Raw genomic sequence first — 23,009 nt, 5'->3', positions numbered from 1 at the left:
CCTAGGTGGCGCGCCGACGGCGACCGCCGGTGCCGAGGGGTCAGGAGCCGAGCACGGGCCCCATGAGCGCGAAGACCTCACCGAACGGACCGGCGGCGATCGCCATGCGGCCGAAGGGGGTGTCGGTCGGCGGGCTGACCACGGTCCCGCCCAGCTCCGTCACGCGGGCGGCCGACGCGTCGGTGTCCGTGACCGCGAAGTAGAGGGTCCAGGCGGCGGGAGCGTCGTCGCCGGCCCGCTCCCCGTAGCCACCGACGCCGGCCAGGGGCGCGCCGCCGAGGGACACGGACGCGTACTCGAACCCGGGTGCGCTGAGGTCCTCGACCGAGTAGCCGAACACCCGCTGGTAGAAGTCGAGCGCGCCGGGCTGGTCGTGGACCATGACCTCGGACCAGACGACCGCGCCGGGCTCCTCGACGACGTCCCAGCCGGTGTGGCTGCCGGGCTGCCAGACCCCGAAGACGGCGCCGGCGGTGTCGACGAAGATCGCCATGGTGCCGAAGTCCATGATCGCCATGGCCGGGACGATCTCCTGCCCGCCGGCGTCGGCGATGGCGGCGGCGGTCGCCGCGAGGTCGTCGGTAGCGAGGTACACGCACCAGGCCGGCGGCGGCGCGGGATCGTCGCCCATCGGCTCGCCGAGCCCGACCACCCGCTTCCCGTCCACGAACGCCTGCGTGTAGAAGCCGAGCTCCGGGCCGCCGATCTCGAACTCCCAGCCGAACAGGGGGCCGTAGAAGGCGCGCGCGGCGGCGAGGTCGGGGACGGTGATGTCCGCCCAGGCCGGGGTTCCGGTGGGCCAGGCCTCGCGGTGGGTGGTCATGGTGCCCAGCCAACACCCCGGCCCAGCCGCGCGCCAACAGGGGCTCGGACCAGCGCAGATGCGGCACAACGGGAGACATGGGGCACCTCGTGTGCTAGTCACGTCTCATGGCCGACGCACCCCCCGACGAGAGCGAGCCGGCCGTCGACGTCGCCGGCGGGTCGGCCGCCCCCGAGGGGAGCGAGAGCGCGCTGACCGTGGTCCTCGCGTTCGGGGCCAACCTGCTCATCGCCGTCGCGAAGTCGGTGGCCGCGGCGATGACGGGCTCGGCGTCGATGCTCGCGGAGGCCGCGCACTCCTGGGCGGACACGGGCAACGAGGTGTTCCTGCTCATCGCGCAGCGTCGGGCGGCCAAGCCGGCCGATCCGACCCACCCGCTGGGGCACGGCCGCGAGGTCTACGTGTGGTCGCTGTTCGCCGCCATCGGGTTGTTCGCCGTCGGCGCCGGCGTCTCCATCACCCACGGGATCTCCGAGCTGTCCAACCCCGAGCCGGCCGGCGACTTCGGTATCGCGTACGCGGTGCTCGCGGTGTCGTTCGTGCTCGAGGGGGTCTCGTTCTTCCAGGCGTCGCGTCAGGCCAAGCGGGGGGCCGCGCGGCAGGACAAGGACCTCGTCGCGCACATCCTGCAGACCTCCGACCCGACCGTCCGCGCCGTGTTCTTCGAGGACGCCGCCGCGCTCGTCGGCATCGTGATCGCGACCGTGGGCATCGGGTTGCACCAGGCGACCGGCTCGCCCGTGCCGGACGCCGTCGGCTCGATCCTGGTCGGTGTGCTGCTGGGGGTCGTGGCGATCGTGCTCATCGACCGCAACCGCCGGTTCCTGGTGGGTCAGGTGGTGGACCCGCAGCTGCAGGCCGCGGCGGTGCAGGCGCTCCTCGAGCTGCCGGAGGTCGACCGGGTGACCGAGCTGCGGCTCGAGTACGTGGGCGCGCGGCAGGTCTACCTGACCGGTGCGGTCGACCTCACGGGCAACATGGAGGAGGACGACGCGTCGCACGTGCTGGCCTCGCTCGAGCGCCGGATCGCGCGGACGCCGGCGGTCGTCGGGGCGATGCTCTCGCTGTCCGAGCCCGAGGACCCGAGCCTGTGACCGGCGCCGCGTCGCGGTGGGGCAGGCCGACCGGCAAGGACGTCACGTCGGGGCTGGTCACCGGGCTGTTCAGCATCCCCGAGGGCATGGCGTACGCGAACATCGGCGGGTTCAGCCCTGTGGTCGGCCTGTACTCGGGCGTGGTGCCGACGATCGTGGGCTCGTTCTTCGCCCGCACGGTCCTCATGGTCACCACGCTGACCAGCGCCATCGCCCTGTCGTCGGCCAGCGTGCTCGCCGGTTCCGGGCTGGACCCGCACGACCCCGGGGCGATCGCGACGCTGACCCTGCTGGTCGGCGTGGTCATGCTCGTGCTCGGCCTGCTCAAGCTCGGGTCGGTCATGCAGTTCGTGTCGACCGCCGTGATGACGGGCTTCACCACGGGGATCGCGGTGCAGATCATCGCCGGCGAGGTCGGTGACGCGACGGGCTACAAGCCGGACGCGCACAACACCGTGGGCAAGCTGGTCGAGGCGATGGCGCACGTCGGCTCGTGGGACCTGCGGACCGTCGGCGTGGCTGCCGCGACCATCGTGGTCTGGGCGCTCGCGCGGCTGGTGAAACCGCTGCGGTCGCTGGCCACGCTGGTGGCCCTCGTCGTCGTGTGGGTCGTCGTGGTCGTCGCCGGGATCGACGTCGAGGACGTGGGCTCGATCGCGTCGATCCCGCGGAGCCTGCCGCCGTTCTCGCTGCCGGACGTGTCCGCCGTGCCGAGCCTGGCGCTGGGTGCCGTCGCCGTCGCGCTCGTGGCGCTCGCGCAGGCGGCGGGGATCGGCGCCGCCGTGCCCAACCCCGACGGCTCGCGGCCGAACGCCTCGCGGGACTTCGTCGCGCAGGGCATGGCGAACGTCGCGGGCGGCCTGTTCTCGGCGCTGCCGACGGGCGGCTCGCTCTCGCGCACCGGCGTCGGGACCAGTGCCGGGTCGCAGACGCGGTGGTCCGGGGTGTTCGCGGGGCTCTGGCTGGCCCTCGTCGTCCTGCTGGGGGGTCCGTACGCGGAGACCATCCCGATGGCCGTCATCGGCGGGCTGCTGATCGTGATCGGCGTCGAGCTGGTGCAGGGGCGCTGGAAGGACATCGTGCTGGTGGTCCGGACCTCGTGGTGGTCCACGGCCGCGATGGTGGTGACGTTCGTGGCGACGACGCAGCTGCCGCTCCAGCAGGCGATCTTCATCGGCGCCGGGCTGTCGCTGGTGCTCTACACCGTCTCGTCGTCGCGGGCGGGCCGGCTCCAGGCGCTCGAGAACCGCGGCGAGGGGCGCTGGGCAGTCGTCGAACCGCCCGCCGAGCTGCCGTCGCACACCGTCGTGGTGCTCCACTACGCGGGCGCGGGCTTCTTCGCGGAGGTGGCGCGCATCAACGAGACGTGGCCCGACACGACGCGGACCCGCGGCTCGGCGCTCGTGCTGAGCCTGCGGACCCTTCCCGACGTCCCGTCGGCGACGTTCGTCAAGGCCATCGACGCGCTCGCCGACACGCTCCGCACCCGCGACAACGTGCTGCTGCTCGCCGGCGTCTCCGAGGAGTTCCTGGTCGTCGCGCGCCGCAGCGGCCTGCTCGACGCGCTCGACCCCGACGCCGTGCTGCCCGCCGACGACGAGGTGTTCGCCTCCGTCGACCACGCCGTCGCCCGCGGGCAGGCGTGGGTGGAGGCCCACCTCGACACCGCCCCGACCTCCGACCAAGGAGCACCGACATGACCGAGCAGCCCGCGCTCGACGCCCCCTTCCGGGTCCCCGTCGGCAACCTGCTGAAGCTCGCGGTCCCCGCCGTGGTCGTCGGCATCATGTCCGCCCTCACGCTCTACGGGCTCAGCAAGCTGGCCGGCCTCCTCGAGGGCTGGGTGTGGGACGACCTGAGCGCGGCCGTCGGGGTGAGCTCGGACTCGGCGTGGTGGATCATCGGCGTGCTCACCGCGACCGGCCTCGCGATCGGGCTGGTCGTCCGCTACGTCCCCGGGCACGCCGGGCCCGATCCCGCGACCCTCGAGCTGGTGGCCGAGCCGCTCAAGCCCAGGGTCCTGCCGGGTCTCGCGCTCGCCCTGGTGATCATGCTCGCCGGCGGGGTGAGCCTGGGCCCGGAGAACCCCATCATCGGGATCAACGTGGGCCTCGCGGTCGCGCTGGGCATGCGGTTCCTGCCCAAGGTCAACGCGCCGATCTGGCTCGCGATGGCGGTCGCGGGCACCATCGGCGCGATGTTCGGCACGCCCGTGGCGGCGGCGCTGCTGTTCTCCGAGCTGGACGCCGGTGACCGCCGCATCCCTCTGTGGGACCGGCTGTTCGCCCCGCTGCTGGCCGCCACCGCCGGGTCGCTGACGATGCTGCAGCTCGAGGCGCTGAACCTCGCGGTCGCCACCCCGGTGTACACGTACGGGGGGCTCGACGACCTCGGGTTCTCGGTCGCCATCGCGCTGGCGGCCGCGGCCCTCGGTCTGGTCGGCGTCTACCTCTTCGTGCCGCTGCACCGGGCGTTCCAGCGGATCGGTCACCCGGTGCTCATGCTCACGACCGGCGGCCTGATCCTCGGCCTGCTGGGAGCGCTCGGCGGCGAGGTGACCCTGTTCAAGGGCCTCACGCAGATGCAGGAGCTCCCCGGTCTGGTCGCGACGACGACGGGCGCCGGGTTCCTCGCGCTGGCCGGGATCAAGCTGCTTGCCATGCTGATCGCCGCGACGTCCGGGTTCCGCGGCGGCCGGATCTTCCCCGCGCTGTTCGTCGGGGTGGCCCTCGGGTTCGCCATCAACACGGTCTGGGACTCCGTGCCGCTGGCGCTGGCCATCGGCTCGGCGGTGGTCGGGATCGTCGTCGCCGCCACGCGCAACGGGTGGCTGAGCCTCTTCATGGCGGTCGCGGTGGTGCCGCAGGTGTCGTTGCTCATCGGGCTGCTTCTCGCCGCGCTGGCTGCCTGGCTGCTGGTGACCAACCGGCCGCCGCTGCTCGCGCCGCCGACGAAGGAGCCCGCACCCGAGCCGCCCGCGACGGGGGCGCCTGCCGCCTGAGCCTGTGAACCTGATGGCTCTACGCCAGGTCGCGTCCGTGCGTCAGACCGTCTGCCAGGTCACGGCGTCGTCGCGCCCGCGGATGAGCCGACCCAGCCTGCCCTCGTCCTGCGCGCACGCCTGACCGACGACACAGGCCAGCACCAGCGCGAAGCTCAGCGCGAACAGCCACCCGATGTAGGCGAACACCAGGCCCAGCACGCCGAACTGCTTCGCGCCCGAGACGAGGACGATCGGCAGGTAGAGCTGGCCGGCCAGGCTGAGCAGCCCGAGAAGCAGCGCGGTGACGCAGCCGGAGAACGCCAGGACGCGGATCGGGATCTCGGCGCGCAGCAGGGCCCAGGGGATGTAGGTCCAGACCACGGCCCAGACCACGAGCCGCACGACGAAGTCCCACAGGGCGGGCAGCGGCACCCCCTCCGTGGCCTCCCGCGTCAGCTCGATGAGGGCGACGGCGAGGACCACCGCGAGCACGGTGGCGAGCCAGCGCCACGCCGACCGCAGCCCCGGACGCTTCACCTGCCAGACCTTGGCGTACATGCGCTCGAGGGCCCGGGAGTAGGACGTGGCGCTGATCAGGGCGACGATGAGGCCGAGGATCCCGACGCTGCTCCCCACGCTCGCGCTGGCGCTCACGCTGCCGGCGAGCGTGTCGCGGGTGGCGTCCGAGAGGCCGAGGCTGTCGGCCATGAAGAAGCCGAAGCCGTCCTGCCGGTTGGGCCGCAGGGCCGCGGTCACGATCATCACGGGGACGATCGAGACGAAGGCCTGCGCCGCCAGCGTCATCGCGCGGTCGAACGGCTCGATCTCGACGAAGCCGGTGTAGCCCCGCTCGACCAGCGCGCCGAACGGGGTGAGCCGCAGCCGGGCGGCGATCCGCAGGCCGCGCAGCCGCCACCGGTCGGTCCGTCCGGTCACGGCAGCCGGGCGTCGAGGAACGCCAGCACCGCGGCCAGGTAGGTGTCGCGGGCCGGCAGCGGGGACAGCGCGAGGTCGTGCGCGCCGCCGGGCACCTCGACGAAGGTCACGTCCGGCCCCAGGTTCGGCGCCAGGCGCTGCATGTCGGCGACGTCGAGCACCGAGTCGGTGGTCACCAGAGCGTCGTGCCAGACGTCGTCGGGACCCGACGCGTCGGACGCCAGCAGCAGCACCGGGACGTCGATCGCCAGCCCCGCGGCGACGCGCTTGTGGCCGCGCCGGACGGTCCGGACGAAGCCCGCGCGGACCGGGAACCCGTCGAGCGGCTTCCAGTCCAGCTCGTAGGCCCACTCGCCACCGGTGCCCTCGTGCAGCGCGCGGCCGTAGTGCGGGCCCAGCTTGGCGACGGGGAGGCTCGGGGCGACCTTGCCGACGACGTCGAGCACGCCCGTGAGCGCGGTGCGCTCGAGCCGGGAGCCGCGCAGGTCCAGCCACGGGCTGTTGAGCACCAGCGCGTCGATGAGCCCCTCGCCCTTGCGGGAGTCGGCCCACAGGGACGTGACCAGGCCGCCCATCGAGTGCCCGAGCAGGACGACCTGGTCGTGGTCCTGCCGGATGATGCGGATCGCGGCGTCGATCTCCTCCGCGAACGTGCCCAGGTCGGTGACGTAGTTGGGCGGGCGGCCGTCGCGGATGGACCGCCCGTAGTCGCGCAGGTCGAGGGCGTACACGTCGTAGCCGTGGGCGGCGAGGGCGTCGCCGAACCCGGTGTGGAAGAAGTAGTCGACGAAGCCGTGGACGTAGAGCAGGGCCCGGCGGGTGGGGGAACCGTCACGATGGACGAGCGTGGCGACCGGGTCGGGCGTGCGACCGTCCGGCCGGAGCCGGAGGGTCCGGGCGGTCCAGCCGGGTCCGAGCACGTCGGGGGTCGCATCGTCCATGGCGTGATCGTGCCACGGGGGTGACCGTCGGGGTGGGTGAACAGAGTTGAGCGGAATAGACTCAACTCTGGCCGTGGTTCACCTGAGCAGAGATCGACACCAAGGAGGTCATATGGACGCCAAGTTCACCACCCGGTCCCAGGAGGCCCTCGGCGACGCCATCCAGCAGGCGTCGGCCGCCGGCAACCCTCAGCTCGAGCCCGCGCACCTGCTCAACGCCCTGCTGCACCAGGAGGGCGGCGTGGCCAACGGGCTGCTCGACGCGGTCGGTGCCGACCGCGTCGCGCTCGGGCGCGCCGTGCGCGGCATGCTCGTCAGCCTGCCGACGGCGAGCGGGTCCGCCGTGGCGCAGCCGAGCGCGTCGCGCACCCTCGCGACCGCCCTCGAGGCGGCCTCGTCCGAGGCTCGCTCGCTCGGCGACGACTACGTCTCCACCGAGCACCTGCTGCTCGGCCTCGCGGCGGGGCAGTCCGGGGTGGCCGACGCCCTGCGCGCCCAGGGGGCCTCGCGCGAGGCGCTCGCGGCCGCCCTGCCGACAGTCCGAGGCTCCGCGCGCGTCACCACGCCCAACCCCGAGGGCACCTACAAGGCGCTCGAGCAGTACGGCCTCGACCTGACGCAGCGGGCGCGCGAGGGCAAGCTCGACCCCGTCATCGGCCGCGACGCCGAGATCCGGCGCGTCGTGCAGGTCCTGTCGCGGCGCACGAAGAACAACCCGGTGCTCATCGGCGAGCCCGGCGTCGGCAAGACGGCCGTCGTCGAAGGGCTGGCCCAGCGCATCGTCGCCGGTGACGTGCCCGAGTCGCTGCGGGGCAAGAAGCTGGTCGCGCTCGACCTGGCCGCGATGGTGGCCGGCGCCAAGTACCGCGGTGAGTTCGAGGAGCGGCTCAAGGCCGTGCTGGCCGAGATCACCGGCTCGAACGGCGAGGTCGTCACGTTCATCGACGAGCTCCACACGGTCGTCGGCGCGGGTGCCGGCTCCGAGGGCGCCATGGACGCGGGCAACATGCTCAAGCCCATGCTGGCCCGCGGCGAGCTGCGCCTGGTGGGTGCGACGACGCTCGACGAGTACCGCGAGCGCATCGAGAAGGACCCCGCGCTCGAGCGGCGGTTCCAGCAGGTGTTCGTCGGCGAGCCGTCGGTGGAGGACACCGTCGCGATCCTGCGCGGGCTCAAGGAGCGGTACGAGGCGCACCACAAGGTCACCATCGCCGACTCCGCGCTGGTCGCCGCCGCGACGCTGTCCGACCGCTACATCACCGGCCGCCAGCTGCCCGACAAGGCCATCGACCTGGTCGACGAGGCCGCGTCCCGCCTGCGCATGGAGCTGGACTCGTCGCCGATCGAGATCGACGAGCTGCAGCGCGCCGTGACCCGGCTGGAGATGGAGGAGGTCGTGCTCTCGGAGTCCGACGACCCCGCCTCCGCTGACCGCCTGGAGCGGCTGCGCAAGGACCTGGCCGACCGGCGCGAGGACCTGGCGTCGCTGACCGCGCGGTGGGAGAAGGAGAAGGCCGGGCACAACCTGGTCGGCGACCTCAAGGCGCGCCTCGACACGCTGCGCACGGACGCCGAGCGGCTGCTGCGCGAGGGCGAGAACGAGAAGGCCGCGCGCATCCTGTACGGCGAGATCCCCGCGCTGCAGGAGCAGATCTCCGTGGCCGAGGCCGAGGAGGCGTCGGCCGACGCCGCGCCCGACGGTCCGCCGATGATCGCGGAGAAGGTCGGACCCGACGAGGTGGCCGAGGTGGTCGCGCAGTGGACCGGCATCCCCGCCGGCCGGCTGCTGGAGGGCGAGACCGCGAAGCTGCTGCGCATGGAGGAGGTGCTGGGCGAGCGACTCATCGGCCAGCGCCCGGCGGTCGCCGCGGTGTCCGACGCCGTCCGACGCGCGCGGGCCGGCATCTCCGACCCGGACCGCCCGACGGGCAGCTTCCTGTTCCTCGGGCCCACCGGCGTGGGCAAGACCGAGCTGGCCAAGGCGCTCGCGGACTTCCTGTTCGACGACGAGCGCGCCATGGTCCGGATCGACATGTCCGAGTACGCCGAGAAGCACTCCGTGGCCCGCCTGGTCGGTGCCCCGCCGGGGTACGTCGGGTACGAGGAGGGCGGGCAGCTGACCGAGGCCGTCCGTCGTCGGCCGTACTCGGTCGTGCTGCTCGACGAGGTCGAGAAGGCGCACCCCGAGGTGTTCGACGTGCTGCTGCAGGTGCTCGACGACGGGCGCCTGACCGACGGGCAGGGGCGGACGGTCGACTTCCGCAACGTGATCCTGGTGCTCACCTCGAACCTCGGCTCGCAGTACCTGGTGGACCCGATGCTGTCCGACGACGAGAAGCGCGACGCGGTCATGTCCGCGGTCCGCACCTCGTTCAAGCCCGAGTTTCTCAACCGGCTCGACGACGTGGTGCTGTTCGACCCGCTGTCGCTCGACGAGATCGGGCACATCGTGGAGCTGCAGGTGGCGCTGCTGGCCCGCCGGCTGGCGGACCGTCGGCTCACGCTTGACGTCACGCCCGCCGCGCGCGAGTGGCTGGCGCTCGAGGGCTACGACCCGGCCTACGGTGCCCGACCGCTCCGGCGGCTGGTGCAGCGCGAGATCGGCGACCGGCTGGCGCGGCAGATCCTGGCGGGCGAGATCCGCGACGGGGACACGGTGCTGGTCGACAGCGGGGCCGACGGACTGGCATCACTCTCCGTCGGCACCGAGCGACGTCGGCAGAACACACGGGTAGAAGCGTTGCGACGAGAGTTGGCGATTTCGGGCAGTGCACTGGACGAAGTTCGTGCGCGAGCTTCCGACGTTGCTCGAGACTTGAGCGACCTGGCCACCAGAGCGAACCGTCACGACGCCGAACTTTCCAGCGCAATCGCCGAACTGGCTGACTCCAGGAGCGATCTCTTGGAACTGAATGATCGCCTCGCTGAAATGGAATGGCAGTCGACGATGACCGCTGAGGATGTCGAAAGGGCGGCTGACATCGCCTTGGAGGTCGATGCGCTCCGCCGCCTGGTCGAGCGGCTTAGGGCCGATATCGCCCGCGTAGAGCAGGTCGCCCGGCGACCACGAGCCGATGATGGCGACGGCTCTGCAGCAAGTTCCTCAGGCGGACGACGATCGCTGCGCGGTCGCGCGCGCTCCAGGGCGCGGCGACAGCTGCTGCTGGGCGCGCGGCCTGTGGCACCGGGTCGGGCTCGACGCTGACCTCACACGCAGGGGGGACAAGGACGGTTGGCTTCCAGGATCGAGGAGTCGGGCGTTCGCGAACGTACGACGAGATCGGGAGGGGCTTCGTCGGCGCGCGTCGACGCGGGTACCGAGCTGAGCGCTCGAGGACCGGTCCGCGCCGCTCGACAAGATGCGCACCCGGCAGCGGGTCACCCGATGCCGCGGACCGCCGTGCCGTCGTCGGTGATCAACCGGTGGCCGGCGACCCACGCGTAGGCGACGCCGACCGGCAGGGGGACCCGGCGCAGCGCCGTGCCGTTGCGCCGGTCCATCACCAGCAGGTCGCCGGTGCCCGAGCTGTCGAGAGGCGACTGCACCAGCAGCACGTGGAGGCCGTCGGTGAGCAGCCCCCCGCCCGTCGTCGACGGCGAGCGGGGGGTGCTCCACACGGGCGACCCGTCGCGGCCGTCGAGCGCGACCACCGCGTCGGCGGTCGTCAGGTAGACCCTGCCCTGCAGGACGAGCGTCTGGCCGCCCGCGTTCTGCGCCGCGGCGACGTCGGCCTCCCAGAGCTTCCTCCCGGTCCGGGCGTCCCAGGCGTAGGTCTTCCGCCCGGAGGAGAGTGCGAGGCCGGGGATGCTGCCGTCGTCGACCACGCTGTCCAGCAGGTCGCCGGTGACGTCCAGCGGGAGCTCGCCCCCGCGCAGCACGCTCTCCTTCTGGTCGCCGCCCGCTGGGTCCGGGAGCGTCCACGCGAGCCCACCGTCCAGGGTCGGCTGCCACGAGCCGCCCTCGCCGTCCGCGTCGAGCGGCAGGCCCGTCGGGGTGAGCACGAGCGGACCGCCCGGCCGGTTGAACAGCACGACCACGCCGCCGGCGCCCGCGATGTCCGCGGCGCTGTCGTCGGCGGCGCCCCGCACCGGGTCGGGGTCGCGGTAGCGCCAGAGCTCGTCGCCGGTCATGGGGTCGGTCGCGACGACGACGAGGTGCTCCTGGTCGTCGACCACCGCGGTGGCCACCAGGCCCGGCAGCACGGCCAGCGAGCCCGCCGGTGCCACCGGGTGGTCGGCCAGCACGCTGCCGTCGGCCAGGTCGAGGACGACCGCGTGGGCCTGCGTGGCGGGTCGGCCGTCACTCGCGTCGCCGGTGTCCGAGAAGTTCCGGTACCCGTCGGTGACGAAGCACACCGCGCGGTCGTCGGCCGCGGCCTGGCAGTCCGTCGTGGTGCGGTTCGTCGGGTCGGTCAGCGCCGGGTCGGGTCCTCGCAGCGTCGCGGACCAGACCTGCGTCCCGGTGTCGACGTCGACCGCCGAGTACGTGAGGGATCCGTCGGGTCCGACGAGCAGGCCGTGCAACGCTCCGTCGGCGACCGGCCCCGACGCGAGCGGGCTCGTTCCCGGGTCCGTCGTCCAGACCGTGCCGAGGTGGTCGCCGACCTGGGCGATGGCACCGGGCAGCGCCGCGATCCGGGCGTCGGCGGCCCGCTCCCGGCCGTCGATCACCTGCTGCGCCCCGACGACCAGCCCGAGGATCATCACCGGGGCGGCGAGCAGCAGCCACCACCGGCGGCCCCTCGGCGCGGCGGCGACGGTCGGGTGCGGTTCAGCGGGCGGGACGTCGTCCCCCTCGACGAGCTCGACCGAGGCGAGGTCGGCGCGTCGTGGCATGTGCGGAGACTACCCACCGCGATCCCGGGTGCAGGGTCCGCCGCGGCTCAGCACGTCGGACCCTGTCCCGGGGCGTTCAGAGCGCCAGGCCGTGCCCGAACCGGAACAGCGGGTCCGCGGTGTCGAACGGGACGTCCTCGCGGGACGCCTCGACCGCCGCCATCGACCGGGGCAGGTCGAACGGGAGCCTCCCGCGGGCCGCGCCGGCGAGCGCGTCGAGCAGCGGGCCGTCGCCGGCGCCGAAGTTCACGACGACCGCCGCCGCCGACTCCACCAGCGGAGTGAGGATCGCGGGCCGGTCGAGGTAGACGTCGAGGATCGTCGGGACGACCGACGCGATCGCGGTGATCCGCGCGATCTCGTCGGCGGGGAAGTCCAGCGAGCCGGCGTGGAAGAACGCCTCGAACCCGGGGCCGCGCTGCTCGAACGGCGCCTTGAGCCGCAGGATCGCGACATCGGCGTCGGCGGGGTCGCCGACCGAGCCCTCGAACCCCTCGGCGTAGATCCGCAGGCCGGGGGTCAGGGGCAGGATGCCGTCGTTGGTCAGGACGGTCACCGCGGCGGCCTGGGCGGCGATCCCGGCCGCACGGAACTCGTCGTTGCCGACGACGGCCGACGCCGCCTCGACGTCCACGTACCGGCGCTCGTCGAAGAGCCCGAGCAGGAACTTCTCCCGCAGCAGCCGCCGGACCGACTGGTCGATGCGGCCCTCCGTGACCCTTCCGGACCGCACCAGCGACACCACGACCTCCGGGCAGGACTCCCCGCCCAGCTGGTCGGCGCCGGCCTCGAGGATCAGCGCGACACGGTCCTCGACCGACAGGTGCTCGACGCCCCACGCGCGGGCGGGGAACGGCTGCCCGAACACCTCGGCGTCGGACACCAGGCCCCAGTCGGTGCAGATGATGCCGTCGAAGCCGAGGTCGTCCCGCAGGAGGTCCAGGATCGGCTTGTTGAAGCCGAACCCGACCTCGGGGATGCCCTCCAGGCCGACCGGCATGCCGTAGTACGGCATCATCTGCCGCGTCCCGGCGGCCAGCAGCGCCTTGAACGGCTCGAGGTGCTCGGCGAACCGGCCGCCCGGGTAGACCTGCTCGCGGCCGTAGGCGAAGTGCGGGTCCTCGCCGTCCTTCTGCGGGCCGCCGCCGGGGAAGTGCTTGGTCATCGTCGAGACGCTGTCCACCCCGAAGTCCGGGCCCTGGAACCCGCGCACGTAGGCGGCACCCATCCGGCCGGTGAGCTCGCCGTCCTCGCCGAACGTGCCGTTCGCGCGGGCCCAGCGGGGCTCGGTGGCCAGGTCGACCTGCGGGTGCAGGGCGGTGCGCAGGCCCACGGCCAGGTACTCCTGCCGTGCGACGTCGGCGTGCTGCTCGGTGAGCGCCTCGTCGCGGGTCGCCGCCAGGCCCAGGGTCTCGGGCCACTGCGAGAAGGGCCCGGACAGCAGCGCGGTGCCGGGGTTGTCGGTGAACGCGTGCCGGGGGTCGGTCGCGATCGTCGCGGGGATGCCGAGGCGCGTCGTCTCGCAGAGCGCCTGGAGCCGGTTGTGCCACTCGGCGAGCTCGCGCGCGCTGCCCGGGACACCGAGGAGGTTCCAGTGGGTCATGTGCTTGGCGTTCACGTACTCGTCGGCCGACGGCAGGCCGAAGATCGGGTCGCTCTCGGTCAGGGGCCCGGCCGTGATCATGTGCTGGAAGAGCTGGCCGGCCTTCTCCTCGAGCGTCATCCGCCCGAGCAGGTCCTCGACCCGGTCGTCCACCGGCTGGGTGGCGTCCTGGTAGACGTACGTCTCGTTGGTCACGGTCATCAGCGAACACCCTTGATCCGGTAGACGAGCACGGCACCGGCCAGCGCGACGACCGCGCCGAACAGGTACCAGGTGGGGTACTGACCCATGGGCAGGTGCGCGCCGACCGCCAGGATGGCGGGGGCCATCGCGGGGGCGAGCGACTGCGGGAGGGCGTTGGCGATGTTGAGGACGCCGAGGTCCTTCGCGGTGTCCTCCTTGGTGGGGAGCACCTGCGTGGCCAGCGCGATGTCCACGGAGAAGAACGCGCCGGCGCCGAGGCCGATGATGGCCTGGCCGAGGACGACCAGGGCGATGGTCGGGGCGAACGCGAGCACCACGAGGCCGACCGCCATGATCGCGCCGGCGGCCGCGACGAACGGGCGACGCTTGCCGAACCGGTCGGACAGGATGCCGCCGACGGGGCTCGAGATCACCATGCCGACCACCGACGCGAACGTCGCCGTGAGGATGACGCCGGTCGCCTCCTGCTCGGACAGGTCGAACTTGCCGACCAGGTAGTAGGGCAGGAAGGTCGCGATGCCCGCGTAGCCGAACATGACCATGAACTTGGTGAGCCAGGTCCAGCCGAAGTCCGGGTGCTTGCGCGGGTTGAAGACGAACGAGCCGAAGAACTGCCCGACGGTGAACTTCTGCGCGGGCGCCTGGTCGAGCCGGCGGTCGTGCAGCACGGCGGCGAACAGCAGCGAGAAGACCAGACCGAGGGCGGCCGGCACGATGAACCGCGCGGCGTCGGCCGAGATCTGGTTGACGATGACGCTCCCGAGCAGGATGGCCAGCGGCGTCGCCATGCCGACCAGGCCGGACACCTTGCCGCGGCGCTCGACCGGCACCTGGTCCGGGATGGTCGCGTTGGCGGCGGCGAGCACCGCGTTGAACGCGGCCTGCGCGATGCACCAGCCCACCAGCACCAGGGCGACGGACTGCGCGGTGCCGACGACGGCCAGGGCCGCGGCGCCGACGATCGCACCGCCGAGGATCCACGGGCGGCGCATGCCGAGCCGGCTCGTCGTCCGGTCGGACAGCCGGCCCGCCAGCGGGTTGCAGATGAGCGCGAACAGCGCGCCGACGCCCATGACCGTGCCGAGCGCGGCGGGGGCGGCAGCGGCGCCGACCAGGTGGTCGATCTTGAAGGCCATCGACACCATCACCGGCGTCAGCAGCGCCATGTAGACGCCGAGGTTGGCGAAGCCGAGGAACGGCAGGTAGCTGCGCGGTTCGCGGGCGGTCGGCGTGGTCGATGGCGCGGGGGCCGCGCTCGTGACCGGGGCGGGGGGCTGCGTGAGGGCCATGTCGGACTCCTGTGTCGGACAGCGGGTCGGTCCGTCCTTGAATCCCGACCACGTGGTAAGCAGAAGTTACCAGGCGGTCGGGATTCGCGGAAGTCCTCGGTTACCATCTGGTCGGAATTGGTCTCCGCGTGCGATCCTGGGGCCATGACGACCGAGGTCACGACTGCCGCCGGCCCTGTTCAGGATGCCGTCCGGCCGTCCGGCGGCTCGTCGGCACCCTCGGCCCGCGCCGGCGGCTACGCCAAGGGCCGCGCGACCCGCGAGGAGATCCTCGACGCGGCCATGCAGCTGTTCGGCGAGGTCGGGTACCACACGGCGTCCCTGCGGGAGGTGGCTTCACGCGTCGGCATCTCGCACCCCGGGCTGCTGCACCACTTCCCCAGCAAGGCGGCCCTGCTCGAGGCGGTGCTGACGCGTCGCGACGAGATCGACGAGGCCCTGTTCGCCGCCGACGTCGCCGCCGGCCACGACTACTTCGACGGCCTGTCGATGCTGATCGAGCGCAACGCCGCCCGCCCCGGCATCGTCGAGCTCTTCGCCACGCTGTCCGCCGAGGCCACCTCGCCGGACCACCCCGCGCACGCGTACTTCCAGAACCGCTACCGCACCGTCGTGGAGCTCTCGCTCGCCGAGTTCGAGCGCTGGCGCGACCTGGGTCGGCTCCGGGCCGGCGTCGACCCGCTCATGGCCGCGCGCCTGACGGTCGCGGTCATGGACGGCATGCAGATCCAGTGGCTGCTCGCCGCCGACACCCCGGACACCCGCCCGGACATGGCCGCAGCGCTGCGCGCCCACTTCGCGGCCCTGCTCACGCACTGACGAGCTCGCGCGCTCGGGAGGGTTCGGGCGGCGCTCACGGCTGGGCGGGGTCGATCCCGTCCACCAGGTCCGACCAGAACGGGACGCGGACCGACGGGTCCGCCGGCGGGACCGGCGACGACCGGTGCAGGAACTCGCGCGTGAGGTAGTCGGCGAGGTCGGAGCCGTAGGTGATGACGTCGGTCTGGTAGATCGAGAAGACGGGCGTCCCGGTGGGCGCCGCCCCGCCGGGCAGGTAGCGGTGCGAGTAGAGCGGGACCATCGTCGGGACGCGCGCGAGGTGCCGACGAGCCGCCGCCTCGAGGTCGTCGGCCGGCCGCGGACCCCAGGACGCCGGCCAGAAGCCGTCGTGCAGCACGTCGAGCACGACCCCGTCGACCGGCCGGGCCAGCTGCGTGCGCACGCGGGACTCGTCGTCGTCGAGCCAGTCCGGCCAGCCGTCGCCGACCGGGACCGCGAGCGTGAGCATCGCGCGGTGGTCGGCGCAGAACGTGATCCCGAACCGCCGCTCGACGTCGGCGATCTCGCCGTCGGTCAGCCCCGGGTCGAGCCAGACCCCGGCGGAGTCGAGCGCGGCGAGCACCGGGTCGAGGTCCATGGGGTTGAGTGTCCCAGGCGCGCCCGCGTGGCCGAGAACGCAGATCGCCGCGAGAACGGCACTGCGGGGTGCCGTTCTCGCGGCGACGTGACGTTCTCGAGGGGTCAGCCGGCGGCGACCTTGGCCACCAGCGTGTCCAGCGCCTCGCGGTCGAAGCCGGCCATGCCGAAGTCGGCGATCACCTTCGCCGGCATCTGCATGATCATCGCCTGCATGGTCTCGTCCAGCGGGCCCATGTCGGCCGGCGGCACCAGCGCGGCCTCCAGGAGCGGACCGCCGACCGGGTGCGCGAACCACTCCTCGATCGTCGACATCACCGTGAGCTCGCCCCAGAGCGGCTCGCCCTCGACCTCGACCGACGCGGACCCGCGCACGTCCCGGGACGACGCCCCGACCTCGATGACGAACTCGCCGCCCTCGACCACCCAGCGGTGCAGGCCGGGGTGCCAGTACGACAGGTCCCGTGCCGTCAGCGTGAACGACACCGCGCGGGACTCGCCCGGCTCGAGGGCCACCTTGGCGAACGCCTTGAGCTCGCGCGTCGGGCGCAGCACCGAGGCCTGCGGGTCGCGGACGTAGACCTGGACCACCTCGGCGCCGGCGACGGACCCGGTGTTGGTGATCGTCGCGGTCACGGTGACGTCGGTGCCCTCGGCCTCGGCTGCCACCGAGGAGTAGCCGAACGTCGTGTACGACAGGCCGTGCCCGAACGGGTACGCGACGTCCATCGCGCGGGTGTCGTACCAGCGGTAGCCCACCAGCACGCCCTCGCCGTAGCGGACGACGCCGGCCTCGCCGGGGAAGTTGCCGAACGCCGGGGTGTCCTCGATGCGGTGGGGGATCGTCTCGGTGAGCTTGCCCGACGGGGTACGGACGCCGAGCAGCAGGTCGGCGACCGCCGAGCCGCCCGCCTGGCCGCCGAGCCACGTCTCGAGGATCGCCGGGGCGAGGTCGCGCCAGTCGGTCACGCTGACCGCCGAGCCGTTGGCCAGCACGACGACGACGCGGGGGTTCACCTCGGCGATCGCGCGCAGCGCCGCCACCTGGTTGTCGGGCAGCCCGAGGCGGGGGCGGTCGTAGCCCTCGGACTCGTCCGGGCCGGGCAGGCCGAGGAAGAGGACGACCGTCGCGGCGTCGCCGGCCACCGACACGGCCTCGGCGAGGAGTGCCTCGTCGTCGCCGTCCGGACCGCCCGCGATGGTGAAGCCGGCCGCGAACGGGAAGTCGCCGCCGGTCGCGCGCAGGGCGTCGAGGGGTGCGTCGAGCCGGGTCGGGTTGACCTGCGACGAGCCGGCGCCCTGGTAGCGCGGGGTGCGGGCGAACTCGCCGATCACGGCGACACCGTCGGCGGAGGTCAGCGGCAGCAGGCCGCCGTCGTTCTTCAGCAGCACGGACCCGGCGGCGGCGGCCTCGCGGGCGAGCTCGTGGTGGGTGTCGACGTCGAAGGAGTCGTCCGACTCGACGCCGGGCAGCGACTTCGCGATGAGGTCGAGCACCCGGCGCGCGGCGACGTCGAGCACGGCCTCGTCGAGCGAGCCGTCGCGGACGGCGGCCACGACCTCCTCGTCGGGGCGCGGGCCCGCGGCGGGCATCTGCAGGTCGAGGCCGGCGGCCAGCGCCGGGACGCGGTCGTGCACGGCGCCCCAGTCGGAGACGACGAGCCCCTCGAACGCCCACTCGTCGCGCAGCAGCTCGGTGAGCAGCCAGTGGTGCTCGGACGCGTACGTCCCGTTGACCTTGTTGTACGCGCACATCACGGTCCACGGCTGCGCGTTCTTCACCACGCGCTCGAACGCCGGGAGGTAGATCTCCCGCAGCGTGCGCTCGTCCACCTCGGCCGAGACGCGCATGCGGTCCGACTCCTGGTTGTTGGCCGCGAAGTGCTTGAGCGAGGTGCCGACGCCCTGGCTCTGGATGCCCCGCACGATCGCGGTGCCCAGCTCGCCCGCGACCACCGGGTCCTCGGAGACGTACTCGAAGTTGCGGCCGCACAGCGGGGTCCGCTTGATGTTGACGCCCGGGCCGAGCAGCACCGCGACGTCGTTGGCGCGCGTCTCACGGCCGAGCGCCTCGCCCACGCGGGTGACCAGCTCGACGTCCCACGACGAGCCGAGCGCGGCCGCCGTCGGGAAGCACGTGGCGGGGACGGAGTTGCCGAGCCCGAGGTGGTCCGCGTCCTCCGCCTGCTTGCGCAGACCGTGCGGGCCGTCGGTGACCATGACGGCGGGGACCCCGGCGCGCTCGATGCCCTGCGTGTGCCAGAAGTCGGAGCCGGACGTCAGCGACGCCTTCTCCTCCAGGGTCAGCTGAGCCAGGACACGTTCGACGTCGAAGACCTGCGTCATCGCGGGGTACCTCCTCGTTGGGGTTCGTTGCGTGCCACCATAGCCCATTCCCTACCACGTGGTAAGTGTCTGGAGCATCCGGATGCGCGCACGACAAAGGAGGGGTGGTGCCGCAGGCCCGTGTGACGGCTCAGGGGAGCTGCGCGGTCCCGTCGAGGAACGAGCCGGTGACGCCGCCGCCGTCGACGACCGCCAGGCACAGCCCGACGCGGTCGCCGTCGGCCCAGGACCGCTCGGTGGGCGACCACGTCACGGTTCGGACGCCGGCGGCGATCTCGGTGTCGTCCAGCACGCAGGCGCGGGCCACGCGGGCGTCGGCGGACTGCTGCCCGGGCCACACGGCGTTCCCCGCGAACGTGAACTCGGTGACCACCTGGCCGGCGTGCGGCTCGGCGCAGGGCACCACGCGGACCCGGTCCACCGCGCCGTCGTCGGGGACCGAGGCCAGGCAGTTGCCCGTCACCAGCTGTTGCGCGTGGGCGCTCCGGGCGGCGGGCACGTCGGCCGGCAGCGGCGTCGTCGCCATCGAGGTCAGGACGAGGATCGTGCCGCCGACGACGAGCCCGACCGTCCCCAGCACCCCCAGCACGCCGCCGGCGATCGCGAGGCCGCGACCCCGGGTGCGCCGGGTCGCGACCCGGCGCAGGGCGATGATCGCCAGGACCAACGCGACCGGACCGAGCCCGAGCAGCCCCGCGACCAGCGACCAGGGTGCCGTGGGTTCGAGCGGCGGGCGCGGGGCCGTCCACCCCGGCGCGTAGTGCGGCTCGGGGTAGGCGTAGGGGTCGCCGGGTCCGCTCAGGACGAGGTCCCGGCGCCGGCCAGCTGCAGCGTGCCGGCGGTCGCCGATCCGGTCATCCCCGGCTCGTCGCCGTAGTAGACGCAGTACCCGTTGGTGACCCCGGCGGCGTAGTCGTCCGGGTGCGGGAAGTACAGGCTGATGTCGCCGTCGTCGAAGTAGCCCGGCACGAGCCCCTCGGTGAGCTGGTCGCAGGCGTCCCACGCGTCGTTGTAGGCCGTGTCGTACTCGTCGTCGGCGTCCATGGTCACCGGGCCCGACATGGGGATCAGCCCGACCACCTCGGCCTCGTGCGGCACGGCGCAGTCGACGGGGTCGGTGTCGGCCATGTCGTAGCTCTCCGAGAACGTGGTCAGGCAGGTGCCCGCCGTGAGGTCGGTGCGCAGCGTGAAGTCGGGCAGCGTGGCGCCGGTGTCCGTGCCGGTCGAGCCGTCGGACCCCTCCTCCATGCCCTGCTGCACCTCGTCGAAGGCGTCCTGGAACCCTCCGCTGGAGAAGAGCGCGATGACGAACACGAAGTAGGCGATGAGCGCGAGCAGGTACACGATGCCGACCGCTCCGACGACGATGCCGGCGATCGCCCACCCGCGGCCCGCCTTGCCGTTGACCTTGATGCGCCGCAGCGCCGCGATGCCGAGCCCGAGGCCGACCGGCCCAGGGAGCCCGCCCAGGAAGAAGAGCCCGGCCGTGCTGGTCACGAACGACGCGATCGCCATGCCCTCCGTGGGCCGCGGGCCGTACGGCTGCCCGTACCCGTAGGGCTGGGCGGCGTACGTCGGCGGCACCTGGTCGTACCCGGGCGCGCCGTAGGGCTGCGCGCCGTACTGGGGTGCCCCGTACTGCGGAGCCCCGTACGGGGGGGCGCCGGCCGGTGGCGCTCCGTACGTCGGCGCGCCGTACTGCGGAGCCCCGTACTGCGGAGCCCCGTAGCCGGTGGGCGGCTGCTGCCCGTAGGGCGTGGCCGGCGCGGCACCGTACGGACCCGGCTGGCCGACGGGCGCGGCCGGCGCGGCGGGCGGCTGGCCGTACGGAGCGGACGGAGCACCGTACGGCGCCGTCGGCGTCGGGCTGCCGACGGGCGGCGGCACGGGCGCGGTGGTCGCCGGGTCCGGGACGGCGTAGGGGTCGGGAACCGGAGCCGGCCCCCCAGGCTCGTTGCTCATGCGCGCAACCTAGCCCACCGCACCCGCGAGCCGATCGGTCTTTCCACCGACATCACCCGCGCGCTCAGTCCGCGATCTCGAGCACGACCGGCACGTGGTCGGACGGCGCCTTGCCCTTGCGCTCGTTGCGCTCGATGGACACCCCGGTGACCCGGGCGGCCAGCGCCGGCGTCGCGTAGGTCAGGTCGATGCGCATGCCCTCGTTCCGGGGGAACCGCAGCTGCTGGTAGTCCCAGTAGGTGTACGTGTGCTCGGCCGGGAGGTGGACGCGGGAGACCTCGGTGTAGCCGGCGCCGGCGATGGCGGTGAACGCCTCGCGCTCGGCGGGCGTCACGTGGGTGCGACCGGCGAAGCGGTTGATGTCCCAGACGTCGGTGTCCAGGGGGGCGATGTTCCAGTCGCCGACCAGCGCCACCTGCGCCGCGGGGTCGGCATCGAGCCAGCCCGCCGCGGCGTCCCGCAGTCGGCCGAGCCAGTCGAGCTTGTAGGCGTAGTGCGGGTCCTCGATCTCCCGACCGTTCGGCACGTACAGGCTCCACACCCGCACGCCGCCGCACGTCGCACCCAGCGCCCGCGCCTCGGCCGCCGCCGGGTCGCCCCACGTCGGCATGCCCGGGAAGCCGACCTCGACGTCCTCGATGCCGACCTTGGAGACGATGGCGACGCCGTTCCACTGGCTGAACCCGCTGGTCACCACCTCGTAGCCGAGCGCCTCGAAGCCCTCGCGCGGGAACTGCTCGTCCTTGCACTTGGTCTCCTGCAGCGCCAGGACGTCGACCCCCGTCCGCTTCAGGAAGGCCAGTGCACGGTCGGTGCGGGCGCGGATCGAGTTGATGTTCCAGGAGGCCAGACGCATGGGGCAGGACGCTACCCGGCGTCACCGACAGCCGGGACCTGGATGAATTCGGGCATGTGGGTGTTGAAGGGGAGGAACCGCTCCCGTACGGTGCGCAACAAACACCAGCCACGGGAGGTCGGGAGTTGGAGGACGCGCTCACGGGCCGTCGCGCGCTCGTCACCGGTGGCGCCTCCGGGGTCGGGCGTGCCGTCGCGCTCGCGCTGGCCCGGGCGGGCGCCGACGTCGCGATCACCTACCTGTCGCACGACCCGTCGGACGTCGTCGCCGAGATCAAGGACGAGGGCCGCACCGCCGCCTCCTTCCAGGTCGACCTGCGCCGCAGCTGGGACGTCGACAAGGCGATCAGCGACGCGGCCTCGATGCTGGGCGGCGGCATCGACATCCTGGTCAACAACGTGGGCGGACCCGTCGAGCGCCGCAGCGTCTCGGCGATGGACGACGCCCACTGGCACAACGTGCTGGACCTCAACCTCTCGACCGCGTTCTACGCCAGCCGTGCCGCGCTCGCGGTGATGCCCGACGGCGGCCGGATCATCACGATCGGCGCCCAGGCGGCCCGCAGCGGCGGCGGGACCGGGATGGTTGCCTACTCGACCGCCAAGGCCGCGCTCGAGGGCTTCAGCCGGGCGCTCGCCCGCGAGCTCGGACCGCGCCGCATCACCGTGAACGTCGTCGCGCCGGGCTTCGTCGCCGGCACCCCGCTGCACGCCACGCACACCCCCGAGCCCGCGCAGCGCGCTGCCGTCGCGGCCTCGCCCCTGAGCCGGGCGGGGACCGCCGACGACGTCGCCGAGGCCGTCGTGTACCTCGCCTCGGAGGGCGCCTCGTTCGTCACGGGCACGGTCCTCGACGTCAACGGCGGCGCCCACTTCAGCTGACGCCGCGAACCGCCGCGCCCTTTGCGTCCGCACATCCGGTCCGGGACGCTCGAATCCGCGGACGTCGGCGCTCGGCCTCCCGTTGCGTCCGCACACCCGGTCGCCAGGGCGCTCGAACCCGCGGACGTCCGCACTCGTGGGGGTCGGGGCCCGACTGAGCGCGGACGTTGCGGGGCTGGAACAGGAGAAGAGGAGCTCAGGGCTCCGTCGGCCAGCCGCTGACCGCCGACCACGCCCACGACGCGACCTCCTGCGGCGGGGGCAACGGGTCGCGCTCGAGCCACGCGACGAGCACGCCGATGACGGACCCGGCCAGGGCGGCGGCGGCGATCGGCAACGGCATCGTCGAGAGCGCGGCCGGCCGCCCGTGCAGCGCCAGCCCCTCGAGCGCGAGCGCCCCGATGCGCCGGCGGAGGCGCGTGACGGCGACGGGGGAGCCGTGCTCGCCCAGGGCGCTGCGGTACAGGGCGACGTTCTCGGCGACGTGGGTGGCGTACCGGACCAGCACCTCGGGTGTCTCGGGGTCGGCCGTCCCCGGGCGGATCTGGGTCAGGTCGGCGCCGACCAGGGCGGCCTGCGCGTCGAGGGCGTCGGCCAGGAGAGTGTCGGTGTCGGGGTAGTGCTGGTAGAACGTGCTGCGGTTGACGGTCGCGCGGTCGGCGACGTCGGCGACCGAGATCTCGTCGAGACTGCGTTCCCGTGCGAGCGAGAGCAGGGCATCCTGGAGCAGTCGGCGCGTGCGCAGGACCCTGGGGTCCACCCGGGCGCCCTCGTCCTGCATCGTCACCCTCCCATGATGCCACCCCGGCTATCCAACATCTGTCGTATATCCTGCGCAC

At 73.1% G+C, this 23,009-nt stretch carries 17 protein-coding genes and 1 pseudogene; 6 read left to right on the top strand and 12 right to left on the bottom strand.

What is annotated here, in order from left to right; all coding sequences use genetic code 11:
* Positions 1-40: 40 nt before the first annotated feature.
* Entirely contained in the window at positions 41-823 is a 783-nt protein-coding gene (locus AC1DWH_RS07765) for a VOC family protein (RefSeq protein WP_477093170.1), read from the bottom strand.
* A 107-nt stretch (positions 824-930) separates the two neighbouring features.
* Here AC1DWH_RS07765 and AC1DWH_RS07760 point away from each other — a divergent pair, with 107 nt between their 5' ends.
* The 3 genes from AC1DWH_RS07760 to AC1DWH_RS07750 are packed head-to-tail and all read left to right on the top strand — an operon-like array spanning position 931 to position 4,918.
* Positions 931-1,917, top strand: coding sequence for a cation diffusion facilitator family transporter (locus tag AC1DWH_RS07760; protein WP_477093169.1), 987 nt, complete (start codon positions 931-933; stop codon positions 1,915-1,917).
* The gene (locus tag AC1DWH_RS07755; RefSeq protein ID WP_477093168.1) at positions 1,914-3,617 is read left to right on the top strand and encodes a SulP family inorganic anion transporter; all 1,704 of its coding nucleotides are present in this window, start codon (positions 1,914-1,916) and stop codon (positions 3,615-3,617) included. The genes AC1DWH_RS07760 and AC1DWH_RS07755 overlap by 4 nt, the downstream gene beginning before the upstream one ends.
* Positions 3,614-4,918: an ion channel protein gene (locus AC1DWH_RS07750; protein ID WP_477093167.1), complete on the top strand. Its 1,305-nt coding sequence runs from the start codon at positions 3,614-3,616 to the stop codon at positions 4,916-4,918. Before AC1DWH_RS07755 ends, AC1DWH_RS07750 begins: the two co-directional genes overlap by 4 nt.
* A 42-nt stretch (positions 4,919-4,960) precedes the next feature.
* Here AC1DWH_RS07750 and AC1DWH_RS07745 read toward each other — a convergent pair whose 3' ends face one another.
* Positions 4,961-5,836, bottom strand: coding sequence for a YhjD/YihY/BrkB family envelope integrity protein (locus tag AC1DWH_RS07745; RefSeq protein ID WP_477093166.1), 876 nt, complete (start codon positions 5,834-5,836; stop codon positions 4,961-4,963).
* Positions 5,833-6,777, bottom strand: a complete 945-nt coding sequence (locus tag AC1DWH_RS07740) for an alpha/beta hydrolase (RefSeq protein WP_477093165.1) — start codon at positions 6,775-6,777, stop codon at positions 5,833-5,835. Before AC1DWH_RS07740 ends, AC1DWH_RS07745 begins: the two co-directional genes overlap by 4 nt.
* Positions 6,778-6,889: 112 nt before the next feature.
* Between AC1DWH_RS07740 and clpB the strand changes: the two are divergent.
* Positions 6,890-9,475 (top strand): annotated as a pseudogene (gene clpB / locus AC1DWH_RS07735) (ATP-dependent chaperone ClpB); the annotation flags it as partial.
* A 680-nt stretch (positions 9,476-10,155) separates the two neighbouring features.
* Here clpB and AC1DWH_RS07730 read toward each other — a convergent pair.
* From AC1DWH_RS07730 to AC1DWH_RS07720, 3 genes are all read right to left on the bottom strand, one after another.
* Positions 10,156-11,613, bottom strand: coding sequence for an outer membrane protein assembly factor BamB family protein (locus AC1DWH_RS07730; RefSeq protein WP_477093164.1), 1,458 nt, complete (start codon positions 11,611-11,613; stop codon positions 10,156-10,158).
* Positions 11,614-11,689: 76 nt separating this feature from the next.
* The gene (locus AC1DWH_RS07725) at positions 11,690-13,417 is read right to left on the bottom strand and encodes a glycoside hydrolase family 3 protein (protein ID WP_477093163.1); all 1,728 of its coding nucleotides are present in this window, start codon (positions 13,415-13,417) and stop codon (positions 11,690-11,692) included.
* Complete coding sequence (locus AC1DWH_RS07720) at positions 13,417-14,709, bottom strand: MFS transporter (protein WP_477093162.1); 1,293 nt, start codon at positions 14,707-14,709, stop codon at positions 13,417-13,419. The genes AC1DWH_RS07725 and AC1DWH_RS07720 overlap by 1 nt, the downstream gene beginning before the upstream one ends.
* Before the next feature lie 144 nt (positions 14,710-14,853).
* Here AC1DWH_RS07720 and AC1DWH_RS07715 point away from each other — a divergent pair, with 144 nt between their 5' ends.
* A complete protein-coding gene (locus AC1DWH_RS07715; protein ID WP_477093161.1) occupies positions 14,854-15,528 on the top strand; it encodes a TetR/AcrR family transcriptional regulator in 675 nt (224 codons plus the stop codon).
* A 34-nt stretch (positions 15,529-15,562) separates the two neighbouring features.
* Here the strand turns inward: AC1DWH_RS07715 and AC1DWH_RS07710 are convergent, their stop codons facing one another.
* From AC1DWH_RS07710 to AC1DWH_RS07690, 5 genes are all read right to left on the bottom strand, one after another.
* Complete coding sequence (locus AC1DWH_RS07710) at positions 15,563-16,126, bottom strand: hypothetical protein (RefSeq protein ID WP_477093160.1); 564 nt, start codon at positions 16,124-16,126, stop codon at positions 15,563-15,565.
* A gap of 104 nt (positions 16,127-16,230) precedes the next feature.
* On the bottom strand, positions 16,231-18,471 hold the full coding sequence (locus AC1DWH_RS07705) for an aryl-beta-d-glycosidase (protein ID WP_477093159.1): 2,241 nt from the start codon (positions 18,469-18,471) through the stop codon (positions 16,231-16,233).
* Positions 18,472-18,601: 130 nt separating this feature from the next.
* Positions 18,602-19,174: a DUF4190 domain-containing protein gene (locus tag AC1DWH_RS07700; protein ID WP_477093232.1), complete on the bottom strand. Its 573-nt coding sequence runs from the start codon at positions 19,172-19,174 to the stop codon at positions 18,602-18,604.
* Positions 19,175-19,269: 95 nt separating this feature from the next.
* A complete protein-coding gene (locus tag AC1DWH_RS07695) occupies positions 19,270-20,433 on the bottom strand; it encodes a DUF4190 domain-containing protein (protein WP_477093158.1) in 1,164 nt (387 codons plus the stop codon).
* 64 nt (positions 20,434-20,497) lie between these two features.
* Entirely contained in the window at positions 20,498-21,289 is a 792-nt protein-coding gene (locus AC1DWH_RS07690) for an exodeoxyribonuclease III (protein ID WP_477093157.1), read from the bottom strand.
* 125 nt (positions 21,290-21,414) lie between these two features.
* Between AC1DWH_RS07690 and AC1DWH_RS07685 the strand changes: the two genes are divergently transcribed.
* Positions 21,415-22,170 (top strand): SDR family NAD(P)-dependent oxidoreductase, encoded by a 756-nt coding sequence (locus tag AC1DWH_RS07685; RefSeq protein ID WP_456847520.1) that lies wholly within the window; start codon positions 21,415-21,417, stop codon positions 22,168-22,170.
* Between the two features lie 196 nt (positions 22,171-22,366).
* Here AC1DWH_RS07685 and AC1DWH_RS07680 read toward each other — a convergent pair whose 3' ends face one another.
* Positions 22,367-22,951: a TetR/AcrR family transcriptional regulator gene (locus tag AC1DWH_RS07680; RefSeq protein WP_477093231.1), complete on the bottom strand. Its 585-nt coding sequence runs from the start codon at positions 22,949-22,951 to the stop codon at positions 22,367-22,369.
* Positions 22,952-23,009 lie beyond the last annotated feature (58 nt).

The organism is Cellulomonas sp. P2_F12 (assembly GCF_056403775.1).
This window is presented reverse-complemented; position numbering and strand designations above follow the sequence as displayed.

What these genes read in the sequence shown, in the direction of transcription:
- AC1DWH_RS07765 (WP_477093170.1), bottom strand. Translation starts at nt 823, where the DNA reads ATGACCACCCACCGCGAGGCCTGGCCCACCGGAACCCCGGCCTGGGCG.
- AC1DWH_RS07760 (WP_477093169.1), top strand. Translation starts at nt 931, where the DNA reads ATGGCCGACGCACCCCCCGACGAGAGCGAGCCGGCCGTCGACGTCGCC.
- AC1DWH_RS07750 (WP_477093167.1), top strand. Translation starts at nt 3,614, where the DNA reads ATGACCGAGCAGCCCGCGCTCGACGCCCCCTTCCGGGTCCCCGTCGGC.
- AC1DWH_RS07740 (WP_477093165.1), bottom strand. Translation starts at nt 6,777, where the DNA reads ATGGACGATGCGACCCCCGACGTGCTCGGACCCGGCTGGACCGCCCGG.
- AC1DWH_RS07730 (WP_477093164.1), bottom strand. Translation starts at nt 11,613, where the DNA reads ATGCCACGACGCGCCGACCTCGCCTCGGTCGAGCTCGTCGAGGGGGAC.
- AC1DWH_RS07725 (WP_477093163.1), bottom strand. Translation starts at nt 13,417, where the DNA reads ATGACCGTGACCAACGAGACGTACGTCTACCAGGACGCCACCCAGCCG.
- AC1DWH_RS07720 (WP_477093162.1), bottom strand. Translation starts at nt 14,709, where the DNA reads ATGGCCCTCACGCAGCCCCCCGCCCCGGTCACGAGCGCGGCCCCCGCG.
- AC1DWH_RS07715 (WP_477093161.1), top strand. Translation starts at nt 14,854, where the DNA reads ATGACGACCGAGGTCACGACTGCCGCCGGCCCTGTTCAGGATGCCGTC.
- AC1DWH_RS07710 (WP_477093160.1), bottom strand. Translation starts at nt 16,126, where the DNA reads ATGGACCTCGACCCGGTGCTCGCCGCGCTCGACTCCGCCGGGGTCTGG.
- AC1DWH_RS07705 (WP_477093159.1), bottom strand. Translation starts at nt 18,471, where the DNA reads ATGACGCAGGTCTTCGACGTCGAACGTGTCCTGGCTCAGCTGACCCTG.
- AC1DWH_RS07695 (WP_477093158.1), bottom strand. Translation starts at nt 20,433, where the DNA reads ATGAGCAACGAGCCTGGGGGGCCGGCTCCGGTTCCCGACCCCTACGCC.
- AC1DWH_RS07690 (WP_477093157.1), bottom strand. Translation starts at nt 21,289, where the DNA reads ATGCGTCTGGCCTCCTGGAACATCAACTCGATCCGCGCCCGCACCGAC.
- AC1DWH_RS07680 (WP_477093231.1), bottom strand. Translation starts at nt 22,951, where the DNA reads ATGCAGGACGAGGGCGCCCGGGTGGACCCCAGGGTCCTGCGCACGCGC.